The organism is Roseinatronobacter sp. NSM (assembly GCF_052379845.1).
Classification (GTDB): Bacteria; Pseudomonadota; Alphaproteobacteria; order Rhodobacterales; family Rhodobacteraceae; genus Roseinatronobacter.
In genome coordinates this window covers 15,546-28,285 of record NZ_JBQTCF010000032.1, presented here as the reverse complement: position 1 = coordinate 28,285, position 12,740 = coordinate 15,546, and the positions used below count along the sequence as shown (strand labels likewise).

General features: G+C 62.6%; 15 protein-coding genes and 1 tRNA gene. 10 read left to right on the top strand and 6 right to left on the bottom strand.

Annotation, left to right across the window (positions count from 1 at the left end):
- Positions 1-8 precede the first annotated feature (8 nt).
- Positions 9-1,628 (top strand): glucose-6-phosphate isomerase, encoded by a 1,620-nt coding sequence (gene pgi, locus ACTZWY_RS15835; protein ID WP_444791672.1) that lies wholly within the window; start codon positions 9-11, stop codon positions 1,626-1,628.
- Between the two features lie 47 nt (positions 1,629-1,675).
- Here pgi and ACTZWY_RS15830 read toward each other — a convergent pair whose 3' ends face one another.
- The 4 genes from ACTZWY_RS15830 to ACTZWY_RS15815 form a co-directional block, all read right to left on the bottom strand.
- Positions 1,676-2,254 carry a hypothetical protein gene (locus tag ACTZWY_RS15830; protein WP_444791671.1) on the bottom strand — a complete coding sequence of 193 codons (579 nt, stop codon included), beginning with the start codon at positions 2,252-2,254 and terminating at the stop codon, positions 1,676-1,678.
- A gap of 103 nt (positions 2,255-2,357) precedes the next feature.
- Positions 2,358-2,537, bottom strand: coding sequence for a hypothetical protein (locus tag ACTZWY_RS15825; RefSeq protein WP_444791670.1), 180 nt, complete (start codon positions 2,535-2,537; stop codon positions 2,358-2,360).
- The gene (locus ACTZWY_RS15820) at positions 2,534-3,643 is read right to left on the bottom strand and encodes a YeeE/YedE thiosulfate transporter family protein (protein WP_444791697.1); all 1,110 of its coding nucleotides are present in this window, start codon (positions 3,641-3,643) and stop codon (positions 2,534-2,536) included. Before ACTZWY_RS15820 ends, ACTZWY_RS15825 begins: the two co-directional genes overlap by 4 nt.
- An 83-nt stretch (positions 3,644-3,726) precedes the next feature.
- Positions 3,727-4,659, bottom strand: a complete 933-nt coding sequence (locus ACTZWY_RS15815; RefSeq protein WP_444791669.1) for a sulfurtransferase — start codon at positions 4,657-4,659, stop codon at positions 3,727-3,729.
- A 334-nt stretch (positions 4,660-4,993) separates the two neighbouring features.
- Between ACTZWY_RS15815 and ACTZWY_RS15810 the strand changes: the two genes are divergently transcribed.
- From ACTZWY_RS15810 to ACTZWY_RS15790, 5 genes are all read left to right on the top strand, one after another.
- A complete protein-coding gene (locus tag ACTZWY_RS15810) occupies positions 4,994-5,782 on the top strand; it encodes an SseB family protein (protein ID WP_444791668.1) in 789 nt (262 codons plus the stop codon).
- Positions 5,783-5,948: 166 nt separating this feature from the next.
- Positions 5,949-6,410 (top strand): 50S ribosomal protein L13, encoded by a 462-nt coding sequence (rplM, locus tag ACTZWY_RS15805; protein WP_444791667.1) that lies wholly within the window; start codon positions 5,949-5,951, stop codon positions 6,408-6,410.
- 2 nt (positions 6,411-6,412) lie between these two features.
- On the top strand, positions 6,413-6,892 hold the full coding sequence (rpsI, locus tag ACTZWY_RS15800; RefSeq protein ID WP_444791666.1) for a 30S ribosomal protein S9: 480 nt from the start codon (positions 6,413-6,415) through the stop codon (positions 6,890-6,892).
- 116 nt (positions 6,893-7,008) lie between these two features.
- On the top strand, positions 7,009-7,422 hold the full coding sequence (locus ACTZWY_RS15795; RefSeq protein WP_444791665.1) for a universal stress protein: 414 nt from the start codon (positions 7,009-7,011) through the stop codon (positions 7,420-7,422).
- Complete coding sequence (locus tag ACTZWY_RS15790) at positions 7,419-8,066, top strand: 5'-methylthioadenosine/S-adenosylhomocysteine nucleosidase (protein ID WP_444791664.1); 648 nt, start codon at positions 7,419-7,421, stop codon at positions 8,064-8,066. The genes ACTZWY_RS15795 and ACTZWY_RS15790 overlap by 4 nt, the downstream gene beginning before the upstream one ends.
- Before the next feature lie 22 nt (positions 8,067-8,088).
- Here the strand turns inward: ACTZWY_RS15790 and alr are convergent, their stop codons facing one another.
- Together alr and ACTZWY_RS15780 are read right to left on the bottom strand one after the other, a co-directional pair.
- Positions 8,089-9,126, bottom strand: coding sequence for an alanine racemase (alr, locus tag ACTZWY_RS15785; RefSeq protein ID WP_444791696.1), 1,038 nt, complete (start codon positions 9,124-9,126; stop codon positions 8,089-8,091).
- A gap of 100 nt (positions 9,127-9,226) precedes the next feature.
- Positions 9,227-9,301, bottom strand: a tRNA-Thr gene (locus ACTZWY_RS15780).
- Between the two features lie 96 nt (positions 9,302-9,397).
- Between ACTZWY_RS15780 and ACTZWY_RS15775 the strand changes: the two genes are divergently transcribed.
- Genes ACTZWY_RS15775 through hisD form a run of 4 tightly spaced genes read left to right on the top strand, consistent with a single transcriptional unit; the run spans position 9,398 to position 12,646 of the window.
- Positions 9,398-9,580, top strand: a complete 183-nt coding sequence (locus ACTZWY_RS15775) for a hypothetical protein (protein ID WP_444791663.1) — start codon at positions 9,398-9,400, stop codon at positions 9,578-9,580.
- An 11-nt stretch (positions 9,581-9,591) separates the two neighbouring features.
- Positions 9,592-10,860, top strand: coding sequence for a UDP-N-acetylglucosamine 1-carboxyvinyltransferase (murA, locus tag ACTZWY_RS15770; protein WP_444791662.1), 1,269 nt, complete (start codon positions 9,592-9,594; stop codon positions 10,858-10,860).
- Positions 10,857-11,345, top strand: a complete 489-nt coding sequence (locus ACTZWY_RS15765) for a DUF2948 family protein (protein WP_444791661.1) — start codon at positions 10,857-10,859, stop codon at positions 11,343-11,345. The genes murA and ACTZWY_RS15765 overlap by 4 nt, the downstream gene beginning before the upstream one ends.
- Entirely contained in the window at positions 11,345-12,646 is a 1,302-nt protein-coding gene (gene hisD / locus ACTZWY_RS15760; protein ID WP_444791660.1) for a histidinol dehydrogenase, read from the top strand. The genes ACTZWY_RS15765 and hisD overlap by 1 nt, the downstream gene beginning before the upstream one ends.
- The last annotated feature ends 94 nt before the right edge of the window (positions 12,647-12,740 follow it).

The following is a 12,740-nucleotide window of genomic DNA, read 5'->3' as shown; positions in this document are numbered from 1 at the left end:
GGCAGGCGATGAGTGTGTGGGGCGAGCTGGCGAAGAATCAGCGTTTGGCAGAGGGGCGGCATATTCTGGACCTGTTCGCCGCTGATGAATCCCGCGGCACGGATTTTACAGTGCGTGCGGGCGAGATGGTGCTGGATTACGCCAAGACCAATATAGACCCTGATGCGCGGCGGTTGCTGCTGGCGCTGGCGCATGAGTGCGGGGTTGAGGACCGGCGTGCCGACATGTTTGGCGGGGTGCGCATCAATGAAACCGAAGCGCGCGCGGTGTTGCATATCGCCCAGCGTGCGGGGGATGAGGCGGTTATATCTGTTGACGGGGTGGATGTGATGGCGCGGTTGCGCGCCATTCGTGCGCGCGCCTATGGGTTTGCGCAAGATGTGCGGCAGGGCCGGTTTCGTGGACAGGGCGGGGCCATCACCGATGTGGTCAATATTGGCATTGGCGGGTCCGATCTGGGCCCGGCGATGGCGACGCTGGCGCTGGCGCCATGGCATGACGGGCCGCGTGTGCATTATGTGTCCAATGTGGACGGTGCGCATATTGCCGATACGTTGAGGGGGCTTGATCCTGAAACCACGCTGGTGATCGTTGCGTCCAAGACGTTTACCACGATTGAAACCATGACCAATGCGCGCACTGCGCGCGAGTGGATGGGCGCGCGCGTGTCCGACCCTGCCGCACAATTTGCCGCTGTGTCCACTGCGCTGGACAAGACCACTGCCTTCGGGATTGCGCAAAAGCGTGTCTTCGGGTTCGAGGATTGGGTGGGCGGGCGCTATTCGATGTGGGGGCCAATCGGTCTGGGGCTGATGATGGCGGTTGGCGCGCAGAATTTTGAGGCGATGCTGGCGGGCGGGCGGGCCATGGACGCCCATTTCTGTGAGGCCCCGCTGGAGCAGAACATGCCGGTTTTGCTGGCTTTGGTCGGCTTGTGGCACAACCAGATTTGCGGCCATGCCACGCGTGCGGTTTTGCCCTATGACCAGCGGCTGGCGCGGTTGCCGGCCTATTTGCAGCAATTGGAGATGGAGAGCAACGGAAAGCGCGTGGATATGGCAGGCCGCGATCTGGACCGCCAGTCCGGGCCGGTTGTCTGGGGGGAGCCGGGCACCAATGGCCAGCATGCCTTCTACCAGCTGATCCATCAAGGGACGCGCGTTGTGCCATGCGAATTCCTGCTGGCCGCGCAAGGGCATGAACCGGATCTGGCGCATCAGCACAGGCTGTTGGCTGCCAATTGTCTGGCCCAGTCCGAGGCCCTGTTGCGGGGCCGCACCCTGGAGGAGGCGCGCGCGATCATGGCCGCCAAAGGGCTGGAGGGGGAGGAGTTGGACCGCCAGGCACGCCACCGTGTGTTCCCCGGAAACCGCCCGTCCACGACGCTGGTTTACCCGCAATTGACGCCGTTTACCCTTGGCCAGATCATTGCGCTGTATGAACACCGCGTCTTTGTGGAAGGGGTGGTTCTTGGCATCAATTCCTTTGACCAGTGGGGGGTGGAACTGGGCAAGGAACTGGCCGTCGCACTTGCCCCCTTGCTGGAGGGGGATGCGGCGGATGCGGCGTCAAAAGACCCCTCTACGCGGCACTTGCTGGCCTATCTGCGCGCGCATCAAAGCGCCTGAGGCATGGTGGGGCACAAGCGATTGGCGCTTGTGCCCCACACGCTGGTTCAGAATTCCACGATCGTGTCGAAATCGCCCGGGGCTTCGGCGGCGGGGGCGAAATAGCTGTCAACATCGAGGGTGACTGTCGCGCGGGTGCCATCTTCGGAAATGACGCCGCTGGAACTTTCGATGCGGGCACCGGTCACGGACAGGCTGATGGACATGCCCGCCAGCATCTGGCGCATCATCGCCATCATGGCGGGGTCTGCATCTTCGCCAGCCAGATCTTCGGCAATGGTGCTAAGCGGCAACATGACCTGTGTGCGGTTGCCCCCCAGATGGGTGATGGAGCCTTGCATGTCGTCATTGGGCGCATCAACCCCGTCAGGGCGCATGATTTCGTCATAGGTGCCGGTCTGGTCAAAATCGCAGCGCGCATGCGTGTCCGTCAGGGTCAGGGTGCCGCCGTCTTCTTCGGAACAAAACGACCCGTCCCCCCCGCTCATGTCAAAGACCTGGCGTTGCATTTGCATGAAACCTGTCATGCGGGCGGTATCTTCGTCCAGAATTTCAAGGGACAGGTCCACTTCAATACAGGCCGATAGCGCCAGAACGGCAGGCAGGGTGAACAGAAACTTGCGCATGGCGTATCCTTGTTGCTGTGGGGTTTTCCCGCACAGCAAATCAGAAAATACCGGCCGGGGCCAGATGAAACTCAGGCTATTGCCGTGGCGGATGGGGGAAGGGTCAGCTGCCCGTGCAATGCGCGCCGGTAGGTGCCTCGCCCGATCCCAGTGCGAAGGGGGCGGGGGCGGCGAACAGGTCCGGCGCACCGCTGCGCGCCAGATCCAGTGCCAGAATGACCAGCACCAGCCCCACAGCAAGCCCGCCGACCACGGGGCGCGGCATCATGCGAAACCCGGTCATGCTGCCACCCCGCGCGCGAAGGCGGGCCGCAGCATGTGCGGGCGCAGCCTGATTCCCAGCAGGGACCCTGCGAAGGCCGCCACCATCCAGACCCAGCCATGCAACGAGCCTGTGGAAATGCCGCTGAAGAACGCCCCGACATTGCACCCGAACGCCAGCCGCGCCGAATAGCCCAGCACCACGCCCGCCAGCAACACCCAGCCATAGGTTCCGGCGGTCAGCGCCTGCGCGGGCGCGCCGGGGTCACTGCGCCAGCGCATGACGGCAAACGCGCCCACCAGCAGCCCGATATTGGTCAGTGATGTGACATCGGTCAGGATGGATGCGTCCAGGCGCGCAGCATTGCCGGGGGCCGCCCAAAACGCTATCGCGCCGACATCCGCGCCCCCCGCCTGCGCGATTTTGGCCCCCCACAGCCCCAGCCCGTAAACAATGCCCCATGGCTGGCCTGCCACCACCAGATTGGCCAGTGCCAGCGCCGCAATCAACGCCGCAGCCCACCACAGGCGCGCAGGCGGAAGGCGTTTGCCCGGTGCCGCGCGCAGCGCGGTAACCACCGCCAGTGCGGCCAGCCCCGCCAAGGTGACGATCAGCCCGCCTTGCGCGCCCAGCATCCCTTGCAGCGACATCACCGGCAATGCGCCAAGGCCCGTCCACCAGCCCAGATGCACTGTGCCCGCGAAACTGCCAATGATGAACCCCGCCAGCGCGATCAACCCCACCAGATTGCCGCTGCCCGCGTTTATCAGCGTGCCCGACCCGCAGCCCATGACCAGTTGCATGGCCGCGCCAAACACGAACGCCCCCAGTATCATGGCCAGCCCGACAGGGGCATGCGCGCCGTTCAGTTCCTGTGGATGGGCCGCCATCAGCGGGAATGCCACAGCCGCCACCAGGGCTATGGCGATGAATTGCGCGATCAATCCGCGCCCGTCGCGGTCGGTTACAATCATGCGCCATGGCCCGGCAAAGCCGAAGCGCAACCCTTCCAGCACCAGCCCGAAGCCAAGCCCAATCATGACCAGAAGCCCCGCGCGCGGCCCCGCCATGATGAATGTGAACCCTGTCAGCACAAGCAACAGCAGGGCCACGGAAAACCGGCGCATGAACATATGGTTGGACCTTTCTGAATGGCGTGACGCGCGCAATTTGCGCGCGCCATCAAAAACCTTGGAAACGCCGGGTTTGCTTAGAACAACCCGTCAACCCAACGCTTGGTAGACATCCACAGATACGCAATGCGGCTGGGTTCATTGTCCAGTGAATTCCCGCTGGCAGCATATTCGGCCATGCTTTCGGCGTAAAGGCGGGTGTTTTCGACATTTGCCAATTCGCTTAGCGCAAACCAGTTCAGCGCCGCCCAGTGGCCGGTATTGCAAAACGACACTGTGATGGGCGCTTCGGTCAGGCCCTGCTGCGTGGCGATTTCGCGGGCGCGATCCGGGCTAACCATGCGGTTGCCTTCGAAGAAATCCGAGAATTCAAGGTTTTCGGCCCCGCGCACAGTCCCCGGTCGTGCGATGGACCATGTGAGCCCCTGAAAGAAGCCTTCGGGGCGGCTGTCAACCAGACGCGCATCGCCAGTATCGACCAGTTCGGCCACTTCCGCAGTTGAAATATACCATTCATTCGACCATTCCCCGACAAAATCGGATACTGTGGGGTCAACCGCTTGCGTGGAGACGGGCAGGCCCGCTTCCGCCCAGGCCGCGAACCCGCCGTTCAGCAACGCCAGATCCTGCACGCCAAGGGATTTCAGCGTCCAGTATACCCGCGCCGCTGCGCCCATGTCTGACGGGGTGGTGCCCGCATGCACGATCACAGTTGGAATATCAGCCGTGATGCCAACGCGCGTTGCCTCTGCCTCATACTCAAGTTCATCGCGCAGGGCACCGGGGTTGTCGGGGCCACCGCGCCATTGCGCATAGGGCGAGAAGGCAGAACCGGGGATATGCCCCTGCTCAAAATCGCCGGTAACATGGATCACGCGGATGTCTTCGTTGCTGTCCAGATACGCCGCAAGTTGGGCGGGTTCCAGCAGGGGCGACCAGTCTTGCGGGGCAGCAAAAGCAAGACTGGGCAGCGCGGCAAGGGTCAGGGTCAAGGCGGTGTGGCGCAGCATGTGCAGGCTCCTGTTAAAATCGGGGCAGAAGGGGCGGTCCCTTCTTGATGCGCCCCAGCTAGGGGCGTGGGGGCGTTTGGGCAAGGGGCAGTGCAGGCGCGCATGCCTGCCGCGCGTGGCGAATTTCCGGCATGCAGGCGCAAAGGTGGAACAGTTTCCAGCCCTGCCACCATAGTGGGAAAGACGTCCTGATTTACGCCAGTGCCGCGATGATACTGGTCTTAATTTCCATCTGCGCCGCCGAAACGGGCATATGCATCGTCATGCGGCCCGCGGGCTTGCCATCAGGGCGTGGTCAGTCTAGCTGTCTGCGGGAAATGAAGGAGCACCCGCCATGGCTGAGACATTGCTGGATCAGGCTTTTGCCGCATCAGAGGCCGCGCCCGATGATGTGGCCGCGCGCCTGCGGTTTTATTCGCGGCTGGTCGAGGGGGAGTTGTATCTGCTTCTGGAAAGCGAAGCCACCGGCGACAACATAACCCCCAAAGTGTTCGAGCTGGAAGACGGGCCTATTGTTGTCGCGTTCGATCTGGAACAGCGGCTAAGTGAATTTACCGGCCTGCCTGCGCCCTATGCGGCGCTTTCGGGGCGGGCGCTGGTGGAAATGCTGGCGGGCAGTGTGCCGCCTTTGGGGCTGGGGTTGAATTTGGGGGTTGCGCCATCGGCGCGGTTGCTGCCGCCCGAAATCATGGACTGGCTGGCCCAGACGCTGGCCGACCACCCCGAGGAATTGCACGAACGCGCGCAAGCGCTGCTGCCGCCCAAGGGCCTGCCCGAAGCGCTGCTGACCGCGCTGGACCAACGCCTTGCGCGCATGGAGGGGCTTGCCGACATGGCCTATCTGGTGGCCGCGCAATATGACGGGGGGCGGCGGGGGCATATGCTGGCCTTTGTCGATGCCGCAGACGGGGCCGAGGGGGCGCTTGCGCGTGCCGTGCATGGTGCCCTTAGCTTTTCGGGCATCGAGGCGGGCATGCTGGATGTCACCTTCATTTCATCCACGGACGGGCGGGCGGCGGAATTTGCGCGTGTGGGGTTGCGGTTCGATTTGCCCCGCCCGCAGGTTGCGCCCGCGCCCAAACCGCCCGGAATGGACCCCGATGTGCCGCCAAAACTGCGCTAGGGGTCGCTATTTTTGGGGTATTATTATACCTAAATAATAAATCATTGAAATAAAACAATTTTATTGGAAAATTCCCGCTTGACCTGACTGCGAAAACCCCTAAAACGCAGCAATCCCGCATGCAACCCGCATGTGGCAATGTTCAATCTCTCTGCAAGGTCTCATCATGAAAACCTACACAGCCAAACCGGCGGAGATCGAAAAGAAATGGATCCTGATTGATGCAGAAGGCATCGTTCTGGGCCGTCTTGCTTCGATCATCGCAATGCGCTTGCGCGGCAAGCACAAGGCAACCTTCACCCCGCATATGGACATGGGCGACAATGTCATTGTCATCAATGCCGACAAGGTGCAGTTGACTGGCAACAAGCGCAACAAGCCCAATTACTGGCATACTGGCCATCCCGGCGGAATCAAATCGCGCACCACTGGTCAAATTCTGGAAGGCAAGTTTCCGGAACGTGTTGTCATGCAAGCGGTCAAGCGCATGCTGCCCGGTGGCCCCCTGTCGCGCCAGCAAATGACCAATCTGCGCGTTTATGCCGGTGCCGAGCATCCGCATGAAGCACAACAGCCCGATGTGCTGGATGTGCGCGCGATGAACACCAAGAACACGCGGAGTGCATGATCATGTCTGAAGATCTGAAAACCCTCGACGATCTGAAATCCGCCATCACCCCAGTGGCTGAAGATGCCCCTGTGCGTGAACCCGTGCGTGACGATCTGGGCCGCGCCTATGCGACCGGCAAACGCAAGGATGCGGTCGCCCGCGTCTGGATCCGCCCCGGTTCCGGCAAGGTTGTCGTGAATGGCAAGGAAATGTCCGTCTATTTCGCGCGCCCCGTGCTGCAGATGATCCTGCGCCAGCCGTTTCAGGTTGCCGGTGTTGTCGACCAGTTCGACGTGATGGCAACTGTGGCCGGTGGTGGCCTGTCGGGTCAGGCCGGCGCGGTCAAGCATGGCATTTCCAAAGCCCTGCAACTGTATGATCCCAGCCTGCGCGGCGCATTGAAGGCGGCAGGGTTCCTGACGCGCGACAGCCGCGTTGTGGAACGCAAGAAATACGGCAAGCCAAAAGCACGCCGCAGCTTCCAGTTCTCCAAGCGTTAAGCTGCGTTTCCTGCCTGCAATACACCGTCCGAACAGCGATGTTCGGGCGGTTTTCTTTTGCCCTTTCCCTTTCCGGCCAGAGTTGATTAACTGACCCTGAACCAAAGGAGGGATGCATGTATAAACATATTCTGGTGACCGTCGCCTATGATGAAGGCCATGACGCTGCCCCTTCGTTGCACGTGGCGCGCGCCCTGGCCGAGGAGGGGGCGCAGATCAGCCTTATTCATGTCATGGACCCGCCGCCGAGCTTTGCTATCAGCTATTTGCCTGACGGCTGGCGCGAGGATCTGCGCACTGCAATCGAAGCCGATTTGCAGGCGCTTGCGGGCGGCTGGGACAACACGGCCGTTCATGTCACCGAAGGGGATGCGGCGCAGCAAATTCTGGATGTTGCGCAAATGCAGGCGGTGGATTGCATTGTCATTGCGTCGCACAGGCCGGGCACGCAGGGGCTGTTTCTGGGGTCCACGGCGACCAAGGTTGTGTCGCGCGCGCAATGCGCCGTGCATGTGGTGCGCCGCGCGTGAGTATTACACAGGTTGCAGACCATCGGGTGATGTTTGTGATGGCTGTTCAGGCGGAATACGGGCCGAACCTGCGCGCAAGATTCGCGCCTGTGCTGACAGGCATCGGCCCGGTCGAGGCGGGCGTGGTCACAAGCGCCACCCTTGCCGCCCTGTGCAACGCGGAAGGGGGGCTGCCTGACCTTGTGGTGTCGCTGGGGTCTGCGGGGTCGGCGCGGCTGGACCATTGCGGTGTCTATCAGGCGTGCGCGGTTGCTTACCGCGATATGGATGCATCGCCCTTGGGGTATGTGCGCGGGGTGACGCCGTTTCTGGACATGCCTGCCGAACTGCCGCTGGGCCATGCAATCCCCGGCCTTGCACAAGCCAGCCTGTCCACGGGGGGCGCTGTGGTGTCAGGGAATATGTATGATACGATTGCGCAGGATATGGTCGATATGGAAAGCTTCGCAGTGCTGCGCGCCTGCCAGCGTTTTGATGTGCCATTGATTGCGTTGCGCGGCATTTCGGACGGCAAGGCCCCGCTGGCGGGGTTGCATGACTGGACCGAATATCTGCACATCATTGACGAAGGGCTGGCGCAGGCTGTGGACAAGCTGGAAACCGCCTTGGGCGCGCGCCAGATTGACCTTCGCGCAAAGCATTAAGTGCGACCTTCAAGTATATGATTTATATGTAAATCCTGGTATATCTCTGGCCAAGGGATGTCAGGATTTCATAGCCGATGGTGCCGATCTGGTCGGCAATGTCATCGACGCCTTGATGCGCGCAGAGCAGGTCCAGCGTTTGCGGGGCTGCCTCCAGCGCGCTGACATCAATGGTCAGCAAATCCATCGACACACGCCCCACCAGCGGGCAGGCCGTGGTCCCGTGCCACAGCGTGGCCTTGCCAGACAGGGCGCGATGAATGCCATCCGCATACCCCGCCGCAATCGTGGCAAGGCGCATGTCGCGCGGGGCAGTGTAGCTGTTGCCATAGCCCACAGTTTCGCCTTGGCGCACATCGCGCGTCTGGATGACCGGGATGGACAGGCGCACCACGGGGCGCGCGGCCCCGTAGGGTTGCCCGCCATACAGCCCGATTCCGGGGCGCGTGATGTCGAAATGATACTCCCGCCCCAGCAGCACGCCGCCTGTGGCTGACAGGGACCGCGCCACAGCGATTCCGTCGGTCATACGCCGGAATTCCGCCAGTTGTTGTGCGTTCATCGGGTGGTCTGGTTCATCTGCGCAGGCCAGATGTGACATGACCAGCTGGCACGGACCGGCCAGCAAGTCAGGGCCAAGCGCTGCCCAATCCGCCGCTTCCATGCCAAGCCGGTTCATGCCGGTGTCAAGCTGCACCCCATACGGGTGGTCGGGCAGGGCCGCGCGGTGGCGCTGCACCTGTTCGGGCGCGTTCAGCATGGGACACAGGTTGGCGTCGCGCAAAAGAGCTGCATCGCCCTGCATATGCCCGCCATAGACATGGATGGGCAGGTCCGGGCCAAGGGCCGCGCGCAGCGCCACCCCTTCTTCGGCGATGGCCACAAAAAACCGCCTTGCACCCGCCTTGGCCAATGCTGTTGCCACAGGGCCCGCCCCCAGACCGTAGCCATTGGCCTTGACCGTCGCGGCCGTTTCAACGCCTGCGCCTGAAGCGGCATTCAGCGCCGTCCAGTTGGACTGCAGGGCGGATAGATCGATATGAAGCTGTGCGTTTCCCATGCCGCCGCGATTGCGCCAAGCCCGCGCCAAGGTCAAGATGCAAAATGCGCCTTTGGCCACGGTGCCGGGCAAGTCCGCATACATCATGGCGGGGGTGGGATGGTGCTGCTGGAGAGATTTGAACTCTCGACCTCTCCCTTACCAAGGGAGTGCTCTGCCCCTGAGCTACAGCAGCGTAACACGGTGGCTACGGGCGGCTAGGTAGTCCGAAAAAATTTTGCACGCAACCCCCAATCTGGACGCTTTTTGAAACTTCGGATACCAAGGGCGCATGAGCGTAGAAAAACCCACCCCCGCCCGCAGCCCGAAAACCCCGCCCGACCCGCGCGCAGCACGGTTGAAAGCGGCGCTGAAAGCGAATATCGCCAGACGCAAGGCACAGGCACGCGCGCGCGACGGGCAGGACATGTCCAACGATCCCGTCGCGCAGGACACAGACCATCATAACGAATAAGGGCACGCAGTATGGATTCGATCGTCATTACCGGCAATGGTCCCCTGAACGGGGTCATTCCCATTGCAGGGGCCAAGAATGCGTGTCTTACGCTGATGCCCGCCACGTTGCTGACCGACCAGCCGCTGACGCTGACCAATGCGCCGCGCCTGTCGGACATTCGCACCATGACGGAACTTCTGGAATCACTGGGCGCAGAAGTGGCCAGCCTGCAGGACGGGCAGGTGCTGGCGCTGTCCAGCCATGACCTGAGCAGCCACCGCGCCGATTATGACATTGTGCGCAAGATGCGCGCGTCGATTCTGGTTCTGGGGCCGATGCTGGCGCGCGACGGGCATGCGGTGGTGTCGCTGCCCGGCGGCTGCGCGATTGGCGCGCGCCCGGTGGATTTGCACCTGCGCGCGCTGGAAGCGCTGGGGGCGGAACTGGATTTGCGCGATGGCTATGTGCATGCAAAAGCGGTGGGCGGGTTGCGGGGCGCGCGATTCGAATTTCCCATCGTATCGGTGGGGGCTACGGAAAACGCGCTGATGGCGGCCACACTGGCGCGCGGCACGACGATTTTGGAAAACGCCGCGCGCGAACCCGAAATCGTGGATCTGGCGCAATGTCTGCGGCGCATGGGCGCCCAGATCGAGGGCGAGGGGACGAGCACAATCACCATTCAGGGCGTGGCCACCCTTGGCGCGGCCACCCATCCTGTTGTGACCGACCGCATTGAGTTGGGAACCTATATGCTGGCCCCGGCCATTGCGGGCGGGTCGGTAGAACTGCTTGGCGGGCGGCTGGATCTGGTGCAGGCTTTTGCAGATAAGCTGGCCCAGGCCGGGGTCGAGGTGGAAGAAACCGCGCGCGGGCTGCGTGTCACGCGCAAGGCGGATCGGTTGCGCGCGGTCAATGTGGCAACCGAACCTTTCCCCGGTTTTCCCACCGACCTGCAGGCGCAGTTCATGGCCGCCATGTGCACCGCCGAGGGCGAATCGGTGCTGGAAGAACATATTTTCGAGAATCGCTTCATGCATGCGCCGGAACTGGCGCGCATGGGGGCCAGAATTGACGTGCATGGCGGCACCGCGCGGGTCACGGGCGTGAACACGCTGCGCGGTGCGCCGGTGATGGCCACGGATTTGCGCGCGTCGGTGTCACTTATCCTTGCCGGGCTGGCGGCCGAAGGGGAAACTGTGGTCAGCCGCGTCTATCACCTTGATCGCGGCTATGAACGGGTCGAGGAGAAACTGGGCGCCTGCGGGGCGCGTATTGAACGGATCAGCAAATCATGAATGATGCGCGGTTTGAAGATGGCGCAGACCGTCCCTTGCGGGTGCAGGCCCTTGATGCGGAGGATCTGAAAATCCTGTCTGCACTGGTGCAGGATGCTGTCCTGCCCGTGTCGGAAATGGCATGGGACGCCCGCAAACGCCGCTTTGCCATGCTGATAAACCGCTTCCGCTGGGAAGATCACCCCCGCGCGGATGCCGCAGGCGGCGATTATGAGCGCGTGCAGGCGCTGCTGGTGGTCAGTGACGTGTTGGGCGTGGCCAGTCACGGGTTTTCGCGCAAGGACACCGATCTGGTGCTGTCGATCCTGTCCATCGGCTTTGAGGCGGGCGAAGATGGCAGCGGGCATGTGTCCATCCTGCTTGCAGGGGATGGCGAAGTCCGGTTGTCGGTTGAATGTCTGGATGTGGCGCTATCTGACGTGACGCGGCCCTATCGTGCCCCGTCCGGCAAGGCGCCGCGCCACCCGTTGGACAAGGATATCTGATGCCTGTATTTCTGGACAGCCGCGATGCGGAATTTGAAACGGCCTTTCGCACCTTGCTGGGCGCAAAACGCGAAGAGGCCGTGGATGTCGATGACACAGTTGCCGCCATCATCGCGGATGTGCGCAAACGCGGGGATGCCGCTGTCATCGAATTGACTGCGAAATTCGACAAGCTGGACCTGACGCCCCAGACACTTGCGTTTTCGCGCGATGAAATCGATGCCGCTTGCGCCACTGTGCCCGAAGCCGAACGCGCAGCGCTGGAACTGGCAGCGGCGCGCATTCGCGCCTATCACGACCGCCAGCGCCCGCAGGACATGCGCTGGACCGATGAGACGGGCGCCGAACTGGGTTGGCGCTGGGGGGCTGTCGCGGCAGCGGGGCTGTATGTGCCGGGGGGGCTGGCCAGCTATCCATCCTCGGTTCTGATGAATGCCATTCCCGCGCAGGTGGCAGGGGTTGGCCGTCTGGTCATCTGCGCGCCCACACCGGGCGGCAAGGTCAACCCGCTGGTGCTGCTGGCGGCCAGATTGTCGGGCGTTGAAACTGTCTACAGGATTGGTGGCGCGCAAGCCATTGCGGCGCTGGCTTATGGCACGCAAACCATTGCGCCGGTCGACAAGATAACCGGGCCGGGCAATGCGTTTGTGGCAGCGGCCAAGCGCCGTGTGTTTGGGCATGTGGGTATCGACATGATCGCAGGCCCGTCTGAAATTCTGGTCATCGCCGATGGTCAGTCAGACCCGGACTGGATTGCGCTGGACCTGCTGTCACAGGCCGAACATGACGAAAGCGCGCAATCCATCCTGATCACCACTGATGCGGCCTTTGGCAAGGCCGTGGCGCAAGCCGTGGAAACGCGCCTTGAAACACTGGAGCGTCGCGCCATCGCGGGGGCAAGCTGGCGCGACTATGGCGCGGTCATCACAGTGCGCGACCTGACGGAAGCCGCAGCCCTGTCCGACCGGATTGCACCCGAACATCTGGAACTGTGCGTGGCGGATGCGGAGGCGCTGCTGGCGCAGATCACCCATGCGGGTGCGGTGTTTCTGGGCCATTGGACGCCCGAGGCGATTGGCGATTACATTGGCGGGCCGAACCATGTCTTGCCCACTGCACGCTCGGCGCGGTTTTCATCGGGCCTGTCGGTGCTGGATTTCATGAAACGCACAACATTGGCGCGCATGACGCCTGCGGCGCTGGCCGCCATTGGCCCGGCTGCGGAACAACTGGCCGTGTCGGAGAGCCTGCAGGCCCATGGGTTAAGCGTGCGCGCAAGGCTGGACCGGCTGAACCGCTGAGGCCGGTTTCACATTCGGCGTTGTGCGGTTGAGTATTTTTGGCAAGATGAAACATGGGCAGGATCAGAACATCTTTGGGCGTGCCGGGCCGGAA

Excerpts from the sequence above, each read along its gene's own strand:
- ACTZWY_RS15815 (WP_444791669.1), bottom strand. The coding sequence starts at position 4,659 with ATGCTGCGCCACACCGCCTTGACCCTGACCCTTGCCGCGCTGCCCAGT.
- rpsI (WP_444791666.1), top strand. The coding sequence starts at position 6,413 with ATGTCTGAAGATCTGAAAACCCTCGACGATCTGAAATCCGCCATCACC.
- ACTZWY_RS15820 (WP_444791697.1), bottom strand. The coding sequence starts at position 3,643 with ATGCGCCGGTTTTCCGTGGCCCTGCTGTTGCTTGTGCTGACAGGGTTC.
- ACTZWY_RS15795 (WP_444791665.1), top strand. The coding sequence starts at position 7,009 with ATGTATAAACATATTCTGGTGACCGTCGCCTATGATGAAGGCCATGAC.
- hisD (WP_444791660.1), top strand. The coding sequence starts at position 11,345 with ATGCCTGTATTTCTGGACAGCCGCGATGCGGAATTTGAAACGGCCTTT.
- ACTZWY_RS15765 (WP_444791661.1), top strand. The coding sequence starts at position 10,857 with ATGAATGATGCGCGGTTTGAAGATGGCGCAGACCGTCCCTTGCGGGTG.
- ACTZWY_RS15775 (WP_444791663.1), top strand. The coding sequence starts at position 9,398 with ATGAGCGTAGAAAAACCCACCCCCGCCCGCAGCCCGAAAACCCCGCCC.
- ACTZWY_RS15830 (WP_444791671.1), bottom strand. The coding sequence starts at position 2,254 with ATGCGCAAGTTTCTGTTCACCCTGCCTGCCGTTCTGGCGCTATCGGCC.
- ACTZWY_RS15810 (WP_444791668.1), top strand. The coding sequence starts at position 4,994 with ATGGCTGAGACATTGCTGGATCAGGCTTTTGCCGCATCAGAGGCCGCG.
- murA (WP_444791662.1), top strand. The coding sequence starts at position 9,592 with ATGGATTCGATCGTCATTACCGGCAATGGTCCCCTGAACGGGGTCATT.
- alr (WP_444791696.1), bottom strand. The coding sequence starts at position 9,126 with ATGGGAAACGCACAGCTTCATATCGATCTATCCGCCCTGCAGTCCAAC.
- rplM (WP_444791667.1), top strand. The coding sequence starts at position 5,949 with ATGAAAACCTACACAGCCAAACCGGCGGAGATCGAAAAGAAATGGATC.
- pgi (WP_444791672.1), top strand. The coding sequence starts at position 9 with ATGAGTGTGTGGGGCGAGCTGGCGAAGAATCAGCGTTTGGCAGAGGGG.
- ACTZWY_RS15825 (WP_444791670.1), bottom strand. The coding sequence starts at position 2,537 with ATGACCGGGTTTCGCATGATGCCGCGCCCCGTGGTCGGCGGGCTTGCT.